The 19784-nt window shown below is 51.2% G+C and carries 17 protein-coding genes; 8 read left to right on the top strand and 9 right to left on the bottom strand.

Features of this window, described 5'->3' with window-relative positions; genetic code table 11:
- Nucleotides 1-21: 21 nt before the first annotated feature.
- The gene (gene sppA / locus ABFZ84_RS06890) at nucleotides 22-1917 is read right to left on the bottom strand and encodes a signal peptide peptidase SppA (protein ID WP_369313230.1); all 1896 of its coding nucleotides are present in this window, start codon (nucleotides 1915-1917) and stop codon (nucleotides 22-24) included.
- Between the two features lie 320 nt (nucleotides 1918-2237).
- On the opposite strand from sppA, the gene ABFZ84_RS06885 reads away from it, so the two are divergent.
- The 5 genes from ABFZ84_RS06885 (at nucleotide 2238) to ABFZ84_RS06865 (ending at nucleotide 9776) form a co-directional block, all read left to right on the top strand.
- Nucleotides 2238-3233, top strand: a complete 996-nt coding sequence (locus ABFZ84_RS06885; RefSeq protein ID WP_369313229.1) for an AAA family ATPase — start codon at nucleotides 2238-2240, stop codon at nucleotides 3231-3233.
- A 17-nt stretch (nucleotides 3234-3250) separates the two neighbouring features.
- A complete protein-coding gene (locus ABFZ84_RS06880) occupies nucleotides 3251-4156 on the top strand; it encodes a DUF58 domain-containing protein (RefSeq protein ID WP_369313228.1) in 906 nt (301 codons plus the stop codon).
- Entirely contained in the window at nucleotides 4156-6879 is a 2724-nt protein-coding gene (locus tag ABFZ84_RS06875; RefSeq protein ID WP_369313227.1) for a DUF4159 domain-containing protein, read from the top strand. Before ABFZ84_RS06880 ends, ABFZ84_RS06875 begins: the two co-directional genes overlap by 1 nt.
- Nucleotides 6876-8975, top strand: a complete 2100-nt coding sequence (locus tag ABFZ84_RS06870) for a hypothetical protein (protein ID WP_369313226.1) — start codon at nucleotides 6876-6878, stop codon at nucleotides 8973-8975. The genes ABFZ84_RS06875 and ABFZ84_RS06870 overlap by 4 nt, the downstream gene beginning before the upstream one ends.
- Nucleotides 8976-9104: 129 nt before the next feature.
- A complete protein-coding gene (locus ABFZ84_RS06865) occupies nucleotides 9105-9776 on the top strand; it encodes a hypothetical protein (RefSeq protein WP_369313225.1) in 672 nt (223 codons plus the stop codon).
- Here the strand turns inward: ABFZ84_RS06865 and queD are convergent, their stop codons facing one another.
- The 3 genes from queD to ABFZ84_RS06850 all read right to left on the bottom strand — a co-directional run bounded on the left by queD (nucleotide 9777) and on the right by ABFZ84_RS06850 (nucleotide 11356).
- On the bottom strand, nucleotides 9777-10145 hold the full coding sequence (queD, locus tag ABFZ84_RS06860) for a 6-carboxytetrahydropterin synthase QueD (protein ID WP_369313224.1): 369 nt from the start codon (nucleotides 10143-10145) through the stop codon (nucleotides 9777-9779).
- 48 nt (nucleotides 10146-10193) lie between these two features.
- Complete coding sequence (gene queE / locus ABFZ84_RS06855; protein ID WP_369313223.1) at nucleotides 10194-10832, bottom strand: 7-carboxy-7-deazaguanine synthase; 639 nt, start codon at nucleotides 10830-10832, stop codon at nucleotides 10194-10196.
- Between the two features lie 80 nt (nucleotides 10833-10912).
- Nucleotides 10913-11356: an ion channel gene (locus tag ABFZ84_RS06850; protein WP_369313222.1), complete on the bottom strand. Its 444-nt coding sequence runs from the start codon at nucleotides 11354-11356 to the stop codon at nucleotides 10913-10915.
- Nucleotides 11357-11453: 97 nt separating this feature from the next.
- Here ABFZ84_RS06850 and ABFZ84_RS06845 point away from each other — a divergent pair, with 97 nt between their 5' ends.
- Nucleotides 11454-11867, top strand: coding sequence for a DUF1801 domain-containing protein (locus tag ABFZ84_RS06845; protein WP_369313221.1), 414 nt, complete (start codon nucleotides 11454-11456; stop codon nucleotides 11865-11867).
- A 60-nt stretch (nucleotides 11868-11927) separates the two neighbouring features.
- On the opposite strand, the gene ABFZ84_RS06840 is transcribed toward ABFZ84_RS06845, so the two are convergent.
- The 4 genes from ABFZ84_RS06840 to ABFZ84_RS06825 form a co-directional block, all read right to left on the bottom strand.
- Nucleotides 11928-12245 (bottom strand): hypothetical protein, encoded by a 318-nt coding sequence (locus ABFZ84_RS06840; protein WP_369313220.1) that lies wholly within the window; start codon nucleotides 12243-12245, stop codon nucleotides 11928-11930.
- Nucleotides 12246-12442: 197 nt separating this feature from the next.
- The gene (gene infC / locus ABFZ84_RS06835; protein ID WP_369313219.1) at nucleotides 12443-13027 is read right to left on the bottom strand and encodes a translation initiation factor IF-3; all 585 of its coding nucleotides are present in this window, start codon (nucleotides 13025-13027) and stop codon (nucleotides 12443-12445) included.
- 73 nt (nucleotides 13028-13100) lie between these two features.
- Nucleotides 13101-14051 (bottom strand): glycosyltransferase family 9 protein, encoded by a 951-nt coding sequence (locus ABFZ84_RS06830; protein WP_369313218.1) that lies wholly within the window; start codon nucleotides 14049-14051, stop codon nucleotides 13101-13103.
- Between the two features lie 32 nt (nucleotides 14052-14083).
- Nucleotides 14084-15265: a glycosyltransferase family 4 protein gene (locus tag ABFZ84_RS06825; protein WP_369313217.1), complete on the bottom strand. Its 1182-nt coding sequence runs from the start codon at nucleotides 15263-15265 to the stop codon at nucleotides 14084-14086.
- A 121-nt stretch (nucleotides 15266-15386) separates the two neighbouring features.
- Here ABFZ84_RS06825 and ABFZ84_RS06820 point away from each other — a divergent pair, with 121 nt between their 5' ends.
- The gene (locus ABFZ84_RS06820; protein ID WP_369313215.1) at nucleotides 15387-16997 is read left to right on the top strand and encodes an alpha-amylase family glycosyl hydrolase; all 1611 of its coding nucleotides are present in this window, start codon (nucleotides 15387-15389) and stop codon (nucleotides 16995-16997) included.
- 112 nt (nucleotides 16998-17109) lie between these two features.
- Nucleotides 17110-18081 carry an NAD-dependent epimerase/dehydratase family protein gene (locus ABFZ84_RS06815; protein ID WP_369313214.1) on the top strand — a complete coding sequence of 324 codons (972 nt, stop codon included), beginning with the start codon at nucleotides 17110-17112 and terminating at the stop codon, nucleotides 18079-18081.
- Between the two features lie 11 nt (nucleotides 18082-18092).
- On the opposite strand, the gene ABFZ84_RS06810 is transcribed toward ABFZ84_RS06815, so the two are convergent.
- The gene (locus ABFZ84_RS06810; RefSeq protein WP_369313213.1) at nucleotides 18093-19697 is read right to left on the bottom strand and encodes a phytoene desaturase family protein; all 1605 of its coding nucleotides are present in this window, start codon (nucleotides 19695-19697) and stop codon (nucleotides 18093-18095) included.
- Nucleotides 19698-19784 lie beyond the last annotated feature (87 nt).

Raw genomic sequence — 19784 nt, 5'->3', positions numbered from 1 at the left:
GTATTGGAAGCTACGCCGCTCTTATTCGCAAGTGATGCACCGTGCATAAGCTGCATTTGGATCATTAAACTCTTCAAAGAATGCCGCCTGATCTTCGACGGCTTTGAGAATTTTGGTCACCATTCCTTGTGATTGTTGCGGATTACCGGAACCTAAGCTCGTCGCAGCCTTTGCAGACAGATTCCCTAAGATGATTTCAAATGGCGTGCGTCTTTCTCGCAGGTCAACGACGTCATATTTATCGAGCTTAGCAAGCTTTGCCGCCGCCACAATCGCATCATCATAAGACCCGAGATTATCCACAAGCCGCAGGTCTTTTGCGCGTTCGCCGATCCATACTCGGCCCTGCCCAACTTCATCTACATAAGTCTTTTCAAGGCCGCGCCCATTCCCAACAATCGTCAAAAACCGATCATATCCGTTTTCGATAGAAAGCTGGATGATTTCGCTGGCGCTCTCCGGCAGTGGTCCTATCCCTGTCGCAAGCATCGGCGCAAGCGTCGTTGTGCCAACGCCATCAACAAAGACACCGATCTCCGCTGCTGTATTTTCGAATGTATTGAAATAGCCGAAAATACCGATTGATCCGGTGATTGTTGTGGGAGACGCCCAAATCTCATCAGCATCCGCCGCAATCCAATATCCGCCAGATGCTGCCAACGATCCCATAGATGCAACAACCGGCTTACCCGCAGCTTTCAGAGCAATAATCTCGTCACGGATAATGTCCGATGCGAACGCAGATCCGCCTGGGCTGTCGATACGCAAGACGATTGCTTTAACCTTATCGTCTTCGCGCGCCTTCTTTAGTGTTGCGGCCAATGTATCGCCACCAACCGCGCGCCCCACCGGTGCTTCACCGTCGACGATCGCGCCCGCAGCAGTCACAACAGCAACATTAGGTGCTGCACCATCGGAAGGGCCATGTTGGGCCATCAGATAACGGGTGAAGCCAACTTTTTTGTAGGACTTGCCGTCTTTCGATTCACCAAAAAGCTCAACAAGTTTCTCATTCATCTCCGCCCGAGAGAGCAACCCGTCAACCAAACCGGTTTCAAGCGCGGCCTTGGCGAAATTCCCATCAACACTAGACATGATAGAACCAAGGTTATTTGCATAATTCTCAATCGTGCCTGGTGCTAAACCACGCGCCGAGTTCACTCGGTTTGCATATTCGCGCCACAACACATCAAGATATGCAATGTTTGCTTCTTTTGCCGCTGGCGACATGTCATCGCGAATGAATGGCTCGATCGCAGATTTAAACGTTCCTACCCGAAAAACATGACTTGTAATTTTTAGCTTTTCGAGGAACGATTTGACATATGTTCCGTATGCCCCATACCCATATACAATCAGATTGCCATAATCATTCATGTAAATTTCATCGGCCGTCGAAGCCAGCAAATATTGGTCTTGGCTATAATAATCACCAACCGCAATAACTTTTTTACCGCTCTGTTTGAACTTGATCAATTCGTCATTGATATAGTGCAATTTACTGGCGCTACTCATTGACGCGCCGAACGCGCCAAGATCAAGAACGATCCCCTTAATCCGCTTATCGTCTTTGGCGGCTCGAATGACCTTGACTAGGTCATGAACGGAGATTTGCGTCGGCTCGCTGATGCCGTACGCTTCTCTTTGAATGGCCTCCAACGGATTCACTTCCTCGGTCATTTCGACAAGAATTCCGTTGGGATCAAGCACAAGCGCAGCTTCATCGGGAATGGAGACAGACACTTTATCTTCTTCGCTACCGGCGATACCATTTGTGACGCTAACGAGCACCCCAACGAATAACAGCAGCACGACCAAACCGATTAGTCCCTGCAGTAAAAGCAAAGTACCAATGATGAGCTTTGCAAAACCTTTTACAAAGCCCCAGACCGTAAATTTTGACTCGTGATCAGACACAAACGTCCCCTTTTACTCTTAGCCATGCCACGCCCAACGTTTCAGGCTCAGCGCTTCAGCCGCTCTCCAGCAAATGGCCAGAGTTAATTCAATTCTCCGCCAAGATGGCGGCACCCCGCTTCAGCAATCCCCAAAACCTAAGTTCTAGAAGATGCCGCTGCGATATCGTAATGACATTGGGCGTGAAGCCGCAAGTGGCAAGGCTTTTTCGACAATACGTTCATATTCCTTGCTCAGCGGTTCTTTACCCTTCGTTCAGCCGTGCTATTCCAAATAAAGACCAGATTCGAAGCCCTTGCCCCTCGTAAGATGAGAGCCGCATGACAGAAACCAAGCCTAGCCATGACTTATTGCAGAAATTTGATGAGATTTCGGTAAAATTTGGAGAAGCCAAAACAGCACTCGGAGAGGTTGTATTCGGTCAGGACGAAGTCATCGACCTTACCCTTGCGACAATTGCCGCAGGCGGGCACGGCCTTTTGGTCGGTGCGCCGGGCCTCGCAAAAACCCTGTTGATCACCTCTATCGCCGATTTACTGGGACTTTCGGCCAAACGGGTGCAATTCACCCCGGATTTGATGCCGGGGGATGTTCTCGGCTCCGAAGTCTTGGAAGAAAGCGCTGCCGGACGACGGGAATTTCGGTTTATTCCCGGCCCCATTTTTTGCCAGTTATTGATGGCGGATGAAATTAACCGCGCCAGCCCCCGCACCCAATCGGCCCTTTTACAAGCGATGCAAGAGCAGCACGTGACTGTCGCAGGCGAACGACACGACCTGCCGTCGCCATTTCACGTTCTCGCGACGCAAAACCCCATCGAACAAGAAGGCACCTACCCGCTTCCCGAAGCCCAGCTTGATCGCTTTTTACTTCAAATTGATATCCAATATCCGGATTTAGATGCAGAACGGCAAATGCTTGGCGCAACGACCGGCGAACAAAGTGCCGCGATCAAAGCTGTGATGACCGACAAGGATTTGATTACCGCGCAGCAACTGGTCAGACAGATGCCCATTGGTGAACAAGTTGTCGAAGCAATTCTAAGCCTTGTGCGCGCCGCTCGCCCAACAGACGACGCCAAAGCGGCGGTAAAAAATTTCGTCGCTTGGGGTCCCGGCCCGCGTGCCAGCCAAGCGTTTTCTCTTGCGGCCCGTTCTTTGGCACTGATCGAAGGACGCCACGCGCCATCGCTAGACGATGTTCGGCGTTTAGCTGGGCCAGTTTTACGTCATCGCATGGCACTTAATTTCACCGCACGTTCCGAAGGGATCGATATCGATAGCTTTATCAAAGACCTTGTCGCGGGGGCGTTCTGAACAAAGGGCGTGCCGACATGCCGTCAAACCGGTCAACGATTGAAATTCGTCATGCTGCCGAACACGCAGCCGCGCATTTCCCTGCCCTATTACTAGAGGCAGAACGCATCGCCCAATCCGTATCGGTTGGCATGCACGGGCGCAGGCGCGCAGGTCCCGGCGAAACATTCTGGCAACACCGCCCCTATAGTTTTGGCGATCCTGTCTCTAGCATTGATTGGCGGCAATCAGCACGAGCAGCGGATAGGTTATATGTGCGCCAAAACGAATGGGAAGCCGCAGCCGCCGCCTATTTTTGGCGCGATGCATCGCGGTCACTCGATTTTTCATCCGACAAAAACACACCGACAAAAAGAATGCGCGCGGACACATTGATCACCGCCCTGACAATTTTGCTTTCACAAGCGGGTGAACGTATTGGCCTTATCGACGACAAGATTCAACGACGGCCATTTCAAGGGCGCAATGCCTCCGAACGCATGCTTGAAGCACTCGAAATTGGGCGCTTCAATGAAACCGCAGAACATCCGACAGCGAGCATCCTACCAACAGGCGCACGAACCGTTTTTGTCAGTGATTTTTTCACAAGTCTGGAAAAAATTGATCGCTCGGTCGCTGCGTTTTCAAACGCAGGCGCAAAAGGCATTCTGCTTCAGATATGCGACCCCGCAGAAGAGGACTTTCCCTTTGAAGGACGGGTTGAGTTCAAAGATTTGGAAAGCAATGATCGTTTGACCTTTGGCGAAACTGGATCACTCCAATCTTCTTACAAAGAAAAGTTTCACCGGCATCGTGACGAGTTGATCAGTATCGCCCGAAAATATGGTTGGTCATTCACGGCACACCGCACCGATAACTCGCCGCAAACAGTTCTTCTATCCCTTTTCACTGCGCTGTCAGACCTACGTGGGTGGAAAACGTAATGGGCGCACTCAGCTTTTCGTTCCCTTTAATCCTAGGCGCACTTTTAACGCTGCCATTGATTTGGCTGTTACTGCGGGCCACGCCACCCTCGCCGAAACGAGAGCGCTTTCCCGCATTTGTTATTTTGCGGCAACTGAAAACTGCAAAAGAAACACCAGACCGTACGCCATGGTGGCTATTAGTGTTACGATTATTACTGGCGGCACTGATTATCATTGCTCTAGCAGGCCCGATACTGAACGCGCCGCCTGCGAGCGAGCAAAACGGGCCGATTGTGATCGTAATGGACGATACACTTATCGCCGCGCAACACTGGGAAAAGCGGCGGGATGCACTCCGCGAGGCTGCGTCTGAAGCAGCGCAAGCAAACCGGCCACTTTTTTTGCTTACAACCGCGCCGCAGCAAATTCCATCGGAAATCGAGCCCATGACCGGCGAGACGGCGCGAAAGGCCGCGAACAGTTTAAACGCTACACCATTTTTTGCGAACAGAGCCGAGACAATTTCTCGCCTTGCACTGCTCGACACATATTTAAACGAACCCGCTGATATCCGATGGCTTTCTGACGGCATCTCTAGTGACGCAGATCAAGACCTTGTAAAAGCCCTAAACCAGCGCGGCAATCTTTCAATTTACGCGGATACGACAGCGCCAAAATATATACTGCGCCCAGCGGAAAGGGCCGGTGATGGAATGGCATTTCGGGTTGATCGCCTAAACGGTGCTTCCGAAGCAGAAGGCATCTTGGTCGCCATTGCCAGTGACGGCCGCGAGCTAGGGCGAGCACCGTTCGAGATGGCACAAGATGAACTATCCCGCGACGTCACCATCAATCTTCCGCTCGCTCTTTCAAATGAGCTTTCGGTCGTTCGAATAGAAGCGGTTTCTTCAGCCGGAGCGGTACAATTATCTGATGCTCGTAACCGACGCGCACTCATAGGTATGGTGGACCGAACCGAGCGGAGCGCTGCGAGCCTGCTCTCGGGTGCGCATTACATTCAGCAATCTCTTAGTCCCTATGCAGCCTTTATCAATGGTAGCTTAGACAGCTTATTGAACAGCGATGCGTCGGTGATCATTTTGGATGATGTTGGAAAGCTTCGAACGAGCGAAACCAACGCACTTCAAGAATGGGTAGAGGGCGGCGGGGTTTTAATTCGTTTCGCCGGTCCCGTTCTTGCCGAAGCCGCACAGGACAGCGCGCCTACGCTGATTCCAGCCCCCCTTCGCGGGGGAGGGCGCGCATTTGGCGGCGCATTGACGTGGGAAACACCACAAAACCTCGGCGGATTTGCAAATGACAGCCCTTTTTCCGGCCTCATTGTACCAAAGGATGTTCTAGTACGCCGGCAGGTTTTGGCAGAACCGGGCGGGGAGACCACGGAAAAGACTTGGGCAAGGTTAGCGGATGGCACCCCCCTCGTCACCGGCACTCGCACCGGTTCGGGCGTCATCGCGCTGTTTCATGTGACCGCCACGCCGGACTGGTCTGACCTTCCCATTTCTGGTCTTTTTGTCGACATGCTCCGTAGGTTGACGTTTCTTTCGACCATCGGTCCAGATGCCGTGAACGAAGGTGCGAACCTCAAATATCCGCCATTACGATTATTAGACGGTCAAGGGCGTTTGAACCGCCCCGACGAAACCGCAAGAGCACTGACCACTGCGGAACTTTTATTACCGCCATCAGCAAATCGCATTCCCGGCTTTTATGGTGCGCAAGAAGCACCGCTAGCGTTCAATGCGATAAGCGCTGACACGTTTTTTGAACCAATTTCGGTGTCCGGTGTTGAAATCAAACCATATGTGAGCGCACCACCCAAAAACCTTAGCGCGCCAATCATTTTTATCGCGCTTATTCTTCTGTTGCTTGATGGTATAGCGTCATTAAGAATCAGTGGGCGTTTACGCATTCCCGCCCTCGCCGGGTTGGCTGCCCTCATATGCCTAAGCGCAGCAACACTTCAAGATCCCGCCTACGCACAACCCCTAGACCCCGCCATTGCAGGACGAACCACTGACGCAGCACTGGTGACACGACTTGCTTATATTGAAACCAATGATTCCGAAATTGATAATTTATCAGAGCAAGGTCTCGCCGCATTAAGCCGTGAACTCCACCGGCGCACAGCGATTGAACCCGCAGCTCCGGCCTCGATCAATCCTGATACAGATGATTTATCGGTATATTCATTTCTTTATTGGCCGATTGCCCCCGGAACACCAACACCATCCGATGCTGCACTCGCCAATATAGAGAACTTTATCAATTTTGGGGGCTTACTGCTTATTGACACCCGCGACGATGAACGATCAGTCGGGGCGGGCTCAACACCTGAAGGCGAAGCCCTTCAACGTATTTTGAGAAAACTCAATATACCCTCCCTGACACCAGTCACAAATCAGCATGTTCTGACCCGCTCATTTTACTTACTGAACGGGCTTACAGGCCGCATGAACAATAATCCTGTTTGGGTAGAAGCCGACACCAGCGGTTCAAACGATGGCGTAACCGGTGTGATCATCGGCGGACGTGATTGGGCGGGCGCTTGGGCCGCTGATAATTTCGGACGCCCCCTACGTCCAATGGGAAATGGTGGTCCGCGCGGTCGCGAATTGGCCTATAGGGCCGGCGTCAATATGGTGATGGTTGCGTTCACAGGGAATTATAAATCCGATCAGGTCCACACCCCAATCCTATTGGAGCGTTTGGGGAAATGAATCTTTTTTCATCAAACATCGTATTTGATCCTGCTCTTCCTGTTTGGGCGATGATCACGGTTTTGATTGCCGGGCTTTTATTTGCAAGCATCGGCATATTCGCAAGCTGGCGTTCGGGCGTTTTGCGCCTACTGGCAATTACTGCCCTAGCCATGCTTCTCGCGAACCCCACAAAGCGCGAGGCCGAAACAACACCGCTCGAAGACATCGCATTGATCCTTGTGGATGAAACCGCAAGCCAATCGCTTGATGGTCGCGACGAAATTACGACCAAAGCCGCCGAAGCATTACAGTCAAAAATCAAAGCGTTGGGAAACATTGACGTTGAGACGATCCCATTTAGCGGTGCCGACGAAACTCGCACCGTTAACGCCGTCCGACAGGCCATTGCCGACACGCCGCAGCGACGTCTTGGCGGCGTTTTCGTAATAACTGATGGCCAGACCGTTGACGCTGACGAAGCAAACACGCCGACAATCCAAGACGCACCAATCCATATCTTAACGACCGGTAGAGATTCCGAAACGGATCGCAAAATCACATTGGTCAATGCGCCGCGTTACGGCATCGTCCGCCAGTCCGTCAGGGTTTCGTTTCGTATTGACGACCTTGGCCGCGATGGCGTTGCGTTAGCGGACGGACAATCATCTGAGGTTTCACTGCGCGTAAATGGCGAAGAGGTTCTACGCGAAGCAGTCCCGGTCGGAACTGAGGCAGGATTTGACGTACCGTTAAACAGACCCGGACAGACAATAATTGAACTAGAGGCAGCGACACGCACCGGTGAATTGACCACACGGAACAACATTGCTGTTTTGCCGATTACAGCCGTTCGTGACCGCTTGCGCGTATTGTTGATCTCTGGCGAACCGCATCCGGGCGAGCGGGTTTGGCGAAATCTACTCAAATCCGATCCGGCCGTGGATCTTGTGCATTTCACTATTTTACGCCCCATCGATAAAAACGACGGTACGCCAGTGGACGAACTGGCGCTAATTCCGTTCCCCCAAGATGAATTGTTCATAGATAAACTTGATGAATTCGATCTGTTGATATTCGACCGATACACTTATCGCGGTGTGTTATCTTCTTTTCATTTCGATAACATCGCACGTTTTGTTGACAAAGGCGGCGCGGTTTTAATTGCTTCGGGTCCTGAATATAACGGGCCGCTCAGTTTAGCGATGCGTCGCAATCTTTCGTTTATTCTGCCTGCCCTGCCTGCGGGGGCCGCCATCGAAAAAGCATTCCGACCGGCTATCTCCAAACTTGGTCAACGACACCCCGTCACTGCCAACCTAAAAGATGGCGATATCTGGGGACGGTGGCTGCGACTGATGCCCGTTACCCAACTGCGGGGTGATACGCTCTTAACCGGACCCGACGGTGAACCTTTACTGATTTTGGATCGTATTGGCGAAGGCCGCATCGGTCTTTTTCTGTCTGATCATGTCTGGCTCTGGGCACGCGGGTTTGATGGTGGTGGCCCTCATGCAGAATTATTGCGCCGCATTGCCCATTGGTTGATGAAAGAGCCCGAACTCGAAGAAGAAGCACTTAGTTTGCGCGACGAAAACGGCACCCTTCTGATCGAACGCAGGTCGATTAGAAATGAAGTCCCGGAAGTAATAGTTGAACACCCCAATGGCGACACAGAAACTGTTTCCCTCACTGAAACTGATCCGGGGCTGTTTAATGCAAGAGTTACAGATGCTGAAACAGGTCTTTATCGGGCCACATCCGATGACCTATTCGCTATTGGCGCAATCGGTTTGGGCACCATACCGGAATTTCAAAACGTCGTCTCATCAGGCGGCGCGTTAAAACCGCTCGCCGATGCCACGCTCGGCGGCGTATTCGCAATTCGCTCCGCGAATAATGTCACTCTCCCGGAGATTCGCCGGGTTAAAGAGAACAGCAAAACACGCGCAAATGCGAATTGGGCCGGGATCACAACTCGGTCAGCTGCACGAATTGAAAGTATAAAAGATGCACCACTCGTTCCAGCTTATTTGTGGTTGCTCATCATCATGTTAACCTTGCTCGGCGCGTGGGCACTTGAAAGCGGACGATTTTCATCCCGAAAAACTCAATAAAATTAGGGTTAACCGCCCCTAATTTACTCACTCCGTAATCGGAGAAATTTAATCAATTACTTAACCGCCGCTAAAACTGCTGCGCGGTATTTTCCTTCTTTAGTGCCCCCTAAAGAAGGAGCAATACGCGTGGCGTTTGCTTTAAATAAATCGCCTGAAACCACAGGCAGCTATAAAAAACGAAGCCCCTTAGCGGGCTGGTTAGGCAAGAAGGCTGCGCCTGATCTTGATGACGTCATCCCAGCAATGGATGTGGCAGCAGGTCTTGATCGCGCTTTACGCAATAAAATTGCGGTTTTGGAACAGCCAGAAGATAACCATCAGGAAAACCCCATCCGTGAAACGCTCTCGGCGATCGAGGCCGCACTATATGCGATCGACCGGGTGCGGGACATTTTGGAGCAAGCCTGCGAAGTCACCATTTCTGCCAAGGATGTTGATGATATCGGTGGGCGCGCATTACTCGCGGAAAGTTATGACGAGTTGCGGCTTTCGATAAATGAAGCGCTTGAGAAAACTGACCCCCGGGCGGCGGCACTCATTGGAAAAAGCCAACACCACTTGGACGTCACGCTTGGCGGCAGGGCTAAATACTCCGTATCTCCGGTCCGTCTCGATATAGGCGAACGAGGCCTCAACCTTGCGCCACCGGTTGACGCATTTTCGGATCATAGCGAAATAGATAGTGTATTGTCTCAACTCGACAACGCCCTTAGTCGAGCGGATAGCGCCGCTGCTAGCTATTGCCGAGATGCGCAATACCTCATTGCACGAATGAAAGTAGAAGTGGCGAACCTGTAATCACAGATCGTGAATGCAGGTTTCGCCATTTGATGGCCGCGACACCCGAACCTGAACGAGGCCCGGAAAGCGCGGCTTTAGTTTGTCCGCGGCCCATTTACAAATATTTTCAAGCGTCGGGCGCTCCAGCCCCTCAATCTCATTCAAAAGTCGATGGTCCAACGCATCATGAAGCTCGGCCAGGGCATCAGTGACATCACCAAAATCAACCACCCAACCAGTGCTCTGTGCTTGCTCGCCTTCGATCATCACTTCTAATTGGAACGAATGGCCATGCATACGTGCATACGGGCGCGCATTAGGCTCTGCCTCGCCTTCTTCATCCAAAAAGTGCGCGGCATCGAAATTCATCGACTTGATGATGCGCATGGTGATCCTCTTTCTTATACCAAGGGCGTTTTTTACCAACCCTAACAGCTATGGAATGCCCACAAGTTTATGGGTCTGTAGGCTCAGTCGCCACTGGGGATGGGTCCGACAATATTCAATCGCTGCTGCGGTCTCCGCCACGCGAGAGGCCCCGTCCATAGGCTGCAAATAGAAAAAGTCAAATGCCAGATCTTCAAATTTCTCCGGCAGCGCATCTTTTTGGCGATAAACCAGCTTCAATTCGCTTCCCGTGCGCTGAACAAGCGGCGCTGTCGATTTAGGGCTGACACAAATCCAATCCAGCCCCGCGGGTGCTTCGATAGTACCATTTGTCTCCACGCCAACTTCAAATCCCTCAGCATGGAATGCATCAATCAAAGGCTTATCCAACTGCAACAATGGTTCGCCACCAGTGCAAATGACATAGGGTTGGCCGCGTGTACTCTCTTTGGGCCATTCGCTTTTGACCGCATCAACAAGGGCGGAGGCGGTCTTGAACTTGCCGCCGCCCGGCCCATTAGTACCAATAAAATCAGTATCACAGAATGTGCACACGGCGCTTTCGCGATCTCGCTCTAGTCCAGACCAGAGGTTGCACCCGGCGAACCGAAGAAAGACCGCTGGCCGCCCGGCCTGAGCGCCCTCTCCCTGTAGGGTGTAATAAATCTCTTTTACGGCATAGGTCATATCAGTGCATTTCTTGTGGCGTGTCGGCCATTCCCTATAGGAAAGACCCCACCACGTCAGCCTAATATTCGAAGATGCCTTTAATTTCGGGTGCCACCTAAATGGAGCTGCCGCGCGGCATCGAACAAAAACGCAGCAGATAGGCCAAACAATAAAAACCCATTTGCGGCAGTAGCACCAGCCAGCAAACGCCAGCCTTCGGGAAGCAAAACATCACCAAAACCCAATGTCGTATAGCTCGAAGCCGAGAAATATAATGCGGTCTCCAAATTATCGAACAATTCGAAATGAAGAAATGTAAGCGACCACATCCAGATTTCGATCGCATGGGCAATCATCAGCCAGGACACCAGCAAAACAAGAACAATACTATCACGGACAAACCGAATACTACCATGTGCTTGCTGTGTGGTCGCCCGAAATACCGCCGCAGCCGCAGCGACGAATACACCGTGTACAAATGTTGTCGCGGCAATAAGAACCGCCGACGTCAAAAGTTGGAGATGTAAGTCTGCACCTGTCATTTCCTCACCGTGACTTGTTCCAATATTAGACTGCACTCTAAATTAAATCGAACAATACAGTATTGGGCACCATCAGAGCTTATGCTAACCTACGCGCATGACCGACAACAACAAAACCAAGCTTCTCTCGAGTGGCAATCCACAAATTCCCAAGGGTGACGGCGATGCGCCCGTCCAAGCCTATATCGCCGCCATGCCGGGATGGAAAAGCGATATCGGCAGCCGCATTGACGACATCGTAAATCAAAATTTCCCAGCTATCCACAAGGCCGTCAAATGGAATACGCCGCTTTACGGTAAAGAAGACGGCTGGTTCATGGCCATGTATTGCTACAAGAAATATGTTCAACTGACATTCATGCGCGGAACGTCGTTAGCGCCGACTCCACCGGTCTCATCAAAAGTCGACGGGACCCGTTATCTCAACATTTATGAAGATGATGAGCTGGACCAAGAACAGATTGCGGATTGGGTTAGGCAGGCATCAACATTGCCGGGCGTAGAACTCTGACGATAACAGCTTTTCCGTATCCGACGTCTCAATGCTGATATTGGTAAAGTCGCGACTGACCTATTTCGCGCGTTTAACCGCCTTCATAATCAGCTTTAGGCGGCCATTCGCCCGCTTTATCGAATGATCGAGATTTTTGAGGTTATCGGCCATTTCGCCGGTTTCAGCTTCTTCGGCCTCCAAAAGTTCCTTAGCTACCGCCAACTCCGATGCCAATGCCGCAAGACCATCTCCGTCCGGTGCCATTCGTTTTAAGGTCGATGCAGCACTTTTCTCATTTCGGGGCATAAATCCGCCGGTCAGCGCACCAAGCAAAAATCCAGCGAGTGCGAGGGGCCAACCACTCGCAAGCATCTCAATAAACGCATCTATACTCATCGGCCGTCCGCCTTACTACTCGTACCCGATAATGCTTGGCACGTCGCGCCAAGACAGAATTCTGGTATGTTCACGTTTCCATCAAGCAAGGGATGGGCCAAAATTTCAATGGTTAATGGCGAGGATAATGCCGGATGTAAAAAACCGCCCACGAAGACGCGGGCGGTTTAAAATTTCGGTCGTCGTTAGCTCGCGCGTTAGCGCGGAGCCATAACCATTACAATTTGGCGGCCTTCCATTTTCGGATATTGCTCAACTTTCGCAATTTCCTCAAATTCGTCCTGCACGCGCTTCAACAAATCTGCGCCGCGATCCTGATGTGCCATTTCACGGCCACGGAATCGCAACGTAACTTTTACCTTATCGCCATCGTCAAAGAAGCGTTTCATCGCTTTTACCTTCACGCCATAGTCATGCGCGTCGATATTCGGTCGCATTTTGATCTCTTTAATCTCAACGACTTTTTGCTTCTTTTTGGCTTCAGCTTTCTTCTTCTGTTGCTGGTATTTGAATTTTCCGTAGTCAAGAATCTTACAGACGGGCGGCGTCGTATTCGGCGACACCTCTACAAGATCAAGGCCGGCTTCAGTCGCGATCGCGATCGCATCATCGGTTGCGACAACCCCTCGTTTTTCACCAGTATGGTCAATCAACAGAACCTGCGGAACGTCAATGTCTTCATTGACGCGAGGTCCGTCTGATTTGGACGGCGGGGCTGCAAATGGTCTACGTGCTATGGACTTCTCTCCATCGGTTACTAACGGACAAATTCCTGACGCCATTTCTGTGAGAAACGGTTAACCGTACTCTAAAATGTGTCAGAGACGAGGGTATATAAGGTTTTAGGCCCATCAATCAACGGGCTTCGGCGATCATCTGATCACCAGAACCAATATCAATCAGCCCCATATTGTCTAGTGTTCGCCAGACAAATAACGGCTCTACGGTATTTAAGTCACTCTCGGTCGTCAGAGTGACTATATGCCGACCTTCGGCATAAAAAGGTGATTTCGCTGGGCAAATCACCACGCCTTCACAACCAACGCTGAGCGCAAGCTCCATTTCCGGGGCGACATCACTCACAAAAAAAGCCGCTTCTTGTGCCAAAGCGGCGAGTTGCAAATGATCGGTCTTGCCCGATAGATCCAGAAGTTGAGGTGCTTCATTGGCAATGGCATCGCCAAACCCATGCAATTCTTTGGAACCCGCCAAAACCGGCATAAAGCCCGCTTCGGACATTTGACCGGCAAGGCTCGCATATCCCTCAACGCTCCAACGGCGATCTGGGTTTTCACTTGGTAAAAAGAGGCCAAACGGGCCCGAAATTCCATACCAGGACGGCTGCATATTCGCGCTGTCTTTTCGCGCGGAAACTGCCCATCGAAGGTCGGGAAGGCGATCGTTAAGGGATATTCCAGAAAGCTCAGTGATTTTGTCTAACTTGGGTAGCGGTGTCATGGCTGACGATTTAGCTGACGCCTTGGGTGCTTGTTCCGCCGAAAACCATTTTGGACGAAACGGCCCCATAGCCCCTTTGAGGCGGCGTGCGGCACTATCCCCCGAAAGATCGTAAACTTGCTCAAACTTTGAGGCCTTTAACTGACGTACAAATTCCTTGCGCGCGTCACGTTCACCCATGCTAGGCATCGACGCCACTTGATCGAAATATGGGGACGCCCGCGCAATACGCTGTAACCCTTGCGTTGTCAGCAAACTAACTTTCGCCTTTGGGTGCGCATTTCGGATAGCTTCAAAGACTGGATCGGCAGCAACAAAGCCACATAATCCGTCTGTCTTAATAACCAAAATATTGCTCTGTTTACGCCCTAACATTCGACTTATGCCCGTTCCGCCAAAAGCTCTCGATAGACACCAATAGTTGCGTCACACATGGCGTCTGATGAGAATAAGCTCGTTGCCCTCGCCCGGCCTTTTTCACCCATTGATGTTCGCTCATCGATCGACATGGCCATTAGCGCAGAAATAGACTCTGCAAGCGCATCGCTATCGGCTGGCCTCACCAACACTCCCGTCTCCCCATGAATAATCGTCTCCTGCGCGCCACCATGCTTGGCCGAAATCACCGGTTTTCCCATTGCGCCCGCTTCGATAGCAACACGGCCAAACGCTTCGGGTTTCACTGAGGGAGTAAGAACAATATCAGACCACGCATATGCCGCTGGCATATCGGCACAATCGCCCCCCCAATACACCATGTCACCAACCCCAAGCTCGTCAATCAATGTGCGCAAACGGTCTTCATAGCTGACCTTTCCCAACGCACCCCCACAAAAAACTAACGCCAAACCGGGGCCTTGGCCAGAGGACTCTGGCTTGCCATTCCCAACAAAAACCTTGGAAATAGCCTCTATTGCGGTTTCATGGCCCTTCCACGGCGTCAATCGAGCCGGCAATAATACACGAAATCCCGGCTTTTCAGGAACGCCCCATTCTGCTGCCAACTGATTAACCCGTTCCGACGACACCTTTTTCGGGTCAAATAGTCCAATATCGACGCCTCTTGGGATAACCCGAACCCGCTCAAGAACCGTATTGTCTAAGGCTGCAATATTGTCAGCGGTAAACCGCGAATTCGCAATAATCCGGTCCGCCCGCAACATAGACGAATTATACAACTGTTTTATGGACGACTTAGCGGTGTACGCCCCATGATAGGTAGCAACCAGAGGAATGCCCGTTTTACGCGCAGCCAAAAGCGCGCTCCAGGCGGGCGCTCGTGACCGCACATGGGCAATTTCGACCCGCTCACGATTTATCAGGTCAGTTAGAATTCGGGCGTTTTGCAAAATTTGAATTGGGTTCTTCGACGCTACCGGGGCAATAATGACCTCACCCCCGAGATTCGTTATCGCCTCTGTTAAACGGCCCCCGGCGGTAACAACAATCGCTCGACCGCCCGACCGCGTCACAGCATCGGCCACTTCGAGCGTCGTTCGTTCGGCACCACCAGCATCCAATCGTGGGACGATTTGCAAGACAGTTTTATTAAATCGGATCATGTTATGTTTATAGACCGTTTTCGCTCGGTACAAACGCGTTTTTAGAGCTGAATGGTGAATAATTGCGAAGAATATCCTTTTGCGGATTAATTCTAGATATCTTTGACCCAGTGAGACGCAGATGGCTGACAACGGTAAAAAATCATTAGGTGGTCATTGGCCAACCGGCGCAGTGATTTATCAAATTTATCCCCGCAGCTTTATGGATGCCAACAATGACGGTATCGGTGACATCAGGGGCATTCTTTCCAAACTCGATTATATTGAAAAACTTGGCGTAGATGGCGTTTGGTTGTCGCCATTTTTCACCTCTCCCATGAAAGACTTTGGATATGACGTTGCCGATTATTGTGATGTTGATCCAATTTTTGGAACCCTCGAAGATTTCGATGAACTGCTTTTTCGATCCCATGCGCGCGGTTTGCGCGTAATTATCGATCAGGTCTATTCCCACACATCCGATCAACATCCCTGGTTTGAAGAAAGCCGACAGGATCAGAACAATCCCAAAGCGGATTGGTATGTGTGGGCGGATCCAAAACCCGATGGATCGCCGCCGAACAACTGGCAATCAGTATTCACAGGTTCTTCATGGGAATGGGATGCGCGGCGACAGCAATATTATCTGCACAATTTTCTTCGGTGTCAGCCAGACTTAAATTTACACAATAAATCTGTTCGCGACGCACTGATCGACGTTGCTCGATTCTGGCTAGATCGCGGTGTGGATGGGTTTCGGTTAGATGCAATCAACTTTGCAATGCATGATCCAAAGCTACGCGACAATCCGCCGTCGAATGCGTCACATCCGACACGTCCGTTCGACTTTCAAAATCACCTTTACAATCAATCACACCCCGACATTCCAATTTTCCTACGCGAGTTGCGTTCTGTCATTGACGAGTATTCAGGTATTTTCACCGTAGCCGAAGTCGTCGGCCCCGATCCATTGGGCGAAATGAAAGCGTTCACCGCAGGAAACCGGCATTTAACGACCGCCTATAATTTTGATTTTCTTTATGCGGATAACATTAACCGAGAAACCATTAAAAACTCTCTCGATGGCTGGAACGGTTCCGACGATTCCGCCATGCCGTCTTGGGCATTTTCCAATCACGACACGCCCCGCGTGCTCAGTCGATGGTCGAAACAAAAAGACAGCAACAGCGCAAAATTATACCTAATGATATTGCTTTGCCTTCGCGGAAACATCTTTCTTTATCAGGGCGAGGAATTAGGCCTACCCCAAGCGGGTGTCCCATTTAAGGACTTACAAGACCCTGAAGCGATTGCAAACTGGCCCCATACCTTGGGGCGCGATGGCGCACGCACACCAATGCCATGGCTAAAGAACGCAAAACACGCAGGTTTTTCAGAAAAGAAACCGTGGCTTCCCATTGATCAAGACCACGAACGCCTTTCAGCCGAGCAACAAGACACTGACGACAGCTCAACCTTAAACTTCACGCGCAGGATTTTGGCCCTCAGGCGTCAAACACCAGTCTTGCGCGAAGGAAGGATTCGCTTCTGCGACGCCCCTGACGGGCTTGTCGTTTTTGAACGCTCGATAAATAGCGACCATCTGATTTGTGTGTTTAACCTGTCGAATAAGCCCGTCGAATGGTCACCTGACGGAATTCAAGAAATATTACTTTCAACCGCGTTACCCATCGAACATACGAAGGGCAACAACACCATTCCGCCACTGTGCGGTTATATTGCGCGAAAATAAGTTAGAGTTCGCATTGGCGCTGGCGGCAGAGCGGGCCATAACCACACCTTATTGCGGCGCAATTCTTGCGTAATGTAGAATATATTGAAGGTTAATTGAGGCTGGTCCATCCATGAAAATTCTAATCACAGGTATCGCTGGATTTATCGGGTTTCATACGGCAACACGATTGGCGAAATCTGGACACACGATTTCTGGCGTCGACAATCTCAATGATTATTACTCTCCCGCACTAAAAAAAGCACGCATCGCCGAACTTGGTGACACTATCGCATTCTCCGAGGTCGATATCGCGGATGCTGACGCGTTTAGCGCCTATGTAAAGGCGCAAGCCCCAGATGTCGTTATTCACTTGGCGGCACAAGCCGGCGTCCGTTATTCGATTGACAATCCCTTTGCTTATGCGCGGTCTAATCTTCTCGGACATCTTTCCGTATTAGAGGCGTGCCGTCACGCAACTGGCTTATCGCATTTGATATATGCCTCATCTAGCTCTGTATACGGCGGAAATGAAAAAATACCTTTTAGCGAGGATGATTCGGTTGATGCACCCGTATCACTTTATGCGGCGACGAAAAAGAGTGACGAGTTGATGAGCTCGACATACGCCCATCTATACAATCTTAAACAGGTTGGGCTTAGGTTTTTCACCGTCTACGGACCATGGGGACGGCCCGACATGGCCTATTGGACCTTTACCGACAAACTATTGCGCGGCGAATCAATTCCAGTATTCAATCATGGTGATATGCGCCGGGATTTCACATTCATCGACGACGTCACCAAATGCATAGAAGCAATTGCGAACAAACCACCAAAATTTGGACCATCCGAACGCCCTCATAAGGTCTACAACATCGGAAATCATACGCCGGTGCCGCTGCTTGAGATGATTTCAACGCTGGAGGTAGCAACAAATTGCACCGCCAAACTGGACATGAAACCAATGCAACCGGGCGACGTTCAACAAACCTACGCTGATGTCTCTCGGCTTATCGCCGATTACGGTTTTAACCCATCAACGCCGATCCAAGATGGACTGCATCAATTTGTTGAATGGTATCGCCGATACACCGGCCAGTAGTCGACCGAGCCTCAACCGAGAGGTCTTCCCGTATCGCGCAAAATTTCACGCGCCGCATTCCGCCCCGGCAAACCGGTTACACCACCGCCGGGATGCGCACCCGCACCACAATGATAGAGTTTTTTTAACGCCCCCCGATAATCGCCATAACCCAATGCTGGGCGCGCTGCCCACATTTGATCCAGCGTCATCGCACCATGCATGATGTCGCCGCCGATCAACCCGAATTTATCTTCTAAATCTTGGGGGGTCAGGACCATTCGTCCCAATACGGATTTTTTAAAATTCGGCGCATACTCTGTAACCGTGTCGATCACCAAATCGGCTACTGTTTCACGGTGGTCAACCCAACTGCGACCATCTGACAAGTCAGGTGAAAATTGCTGGCAGAACAAACTCGCCACATGCATCCCTTCTGGGGCAAGCGTGTCGTCGAGCGTTGACGGAATTAGCATTTCAACGATCGGTTGACTTGACCAGCCATGAAGCTTTGCCTCGCTGAACGCCCTGTCCATATAGTCCAAAGTTGGCGCAATGATAATTCCCGATTGGTGATGATCACCAACAGACGCGCCGGGCAGGCAATTAAAATTCGGCAGTTCCGACAGCGCAACATTCATGCGTAACGTCCCCGATGCGCAACGCCACCCTTCCATCCGTCGACGGAATTCTGGTTCAAGAGCATCGGCGGGAGTCAATTTTTCATATAACAATTTTGGATTGACGTTTGACACCACACGATCAGCAGTGATCTCGTCGCCATTCTCGAGTGCGACCCCGGTTGCCTGCCCTGCCGTAACAGTGACACTTTGTACTGGCGTATCGGTTGTAATTTCGACACCAAGTTCGACGCACGCGTCTCGCATGGCTTCAGTTATTGCGCCCATACCGCCAATGGCGTGTCCCCACGCGCCCTTCACACCATTCACTTCGCCGAATACATGGTGCAACAAAACATAAGCAGACCCCGGCGTATCCGGACTGGCATAATTCCCGACCACGGCATCAAATCCAAAAACTGCCTTTACGGGGTCTGAATCGAACCAGGCATCGAGAAAACTACGGGCACTCTTGGTGAAAAGGTCGAGAACATCTTGGTGGAGCGCCGCCCCACCCCTGACCACCGGCCATAATTGGGTCGCCGCACGAAGTGCCGCCGGAATTCCCCCGCCCGGGTTTGGCGGTGTTTTGACCGCGATCTCCCGCAAGAGATCCGCCACCGCCTCTAGCCGCGCATAATATGCGGGCAGCCGATCCGCATCGTCCCGAGAGAATTTCCGAATTTCTGCTTGCGTCTGCTCAAGGTCGCCGCCGATTTTAAGATAGCCCCCATTCAAAGTCGGGAGGAAGTTAGAGATGGGTCGAGGCACAATTTTTAACCCACGCCCCGCAAGATTCATTTCAGAAATAACGACGGGATTGAGCAAGCTCACCGTATAACTAGCGACGGAGTTGCGGAAACCAGGATAGAATTCCTCGGTGACTGCGGCTCCGCCAACGATATGACGCCGTTCACAGACCCGAACAGACAGACCAGCACGTGCAAGATAAAAGGCACAAACGAGCCCATTATGCCCGCCACCCACAACAACCGCGTCATATTTTTTGCTCGCCATCGTAGAACCATCCCGTGGTTGATCTTTGGTCCACCCGCTCGATACAGGACAATCGCTCAACCTATCCGTGCGCGGCAAACACGACAA

The sequence above is a fragment of the Hyphococcus lacteus genome, assembly GCF_041058985.1.
GTDB lineage: Bacteria > Pseudomonadota > Alphaproteobacteria > Caulobacterales > Parvularculaceae > Hyphococcus > Hyphococcus lacteus.
This window is presented reverse-complemented; position numbering and strand designations above follow the sequence as displayed.